Genomic DNA, 279 nt, shown 5'->3' on the forward strand with positions numbered 1-279 from the left:
CTAGAGTCTTTCACGTTTTGACGGAAGCGTATCCGGCGTTTGCGAAGTAGTTCTTGCATTCGGCTGCCTCGATGGTTTCGACGAGGTGGCCGATGTGGCGCCAGGTGTCCTCGACGGTGCGTTTCTGCGCTTGGCGCATCCAGTGTTTGATCTTGGCGAAGGCCTGCTCGATCGGATTGAGGTCCGGTGAGTAGGGCGGCAGGTACCAGAGCCTGGCGCCAGCGGCCTTGATCATCTGCCTGATGGCCGCGGACTTATGGCTTCCCAGGTTGATGGGGT

Annotated in this window: 1 protein-coding gene; it reads right to left on the minus strand. The window is 59.5% G+C overall.

Going from position 1 to position 279, the window contains the following annotated elements; genetic code table 11:
• Positions 1 to 10 precede the first annotated feature (10 nt).
• Positions 11 to 279, minus strand: a 269-nt coding sequence (locus tag AU465_RS32780; RefSeq protein WP_192257129.1) for a transposase, incomplete at its 5' end; no start/stop codon positions are given.

The sequence above is a fragment of the Mesorhizobium silamurunense genome, from assembly GCF_014843905.1.
Taxonomy (GTDB): Bacteria; Pseudomonadota; Alphaproteobacteria; order Rhizobiales; family Rhizobiaceae; genus Mesorhizobium; species Mesorhizobium silamurunense.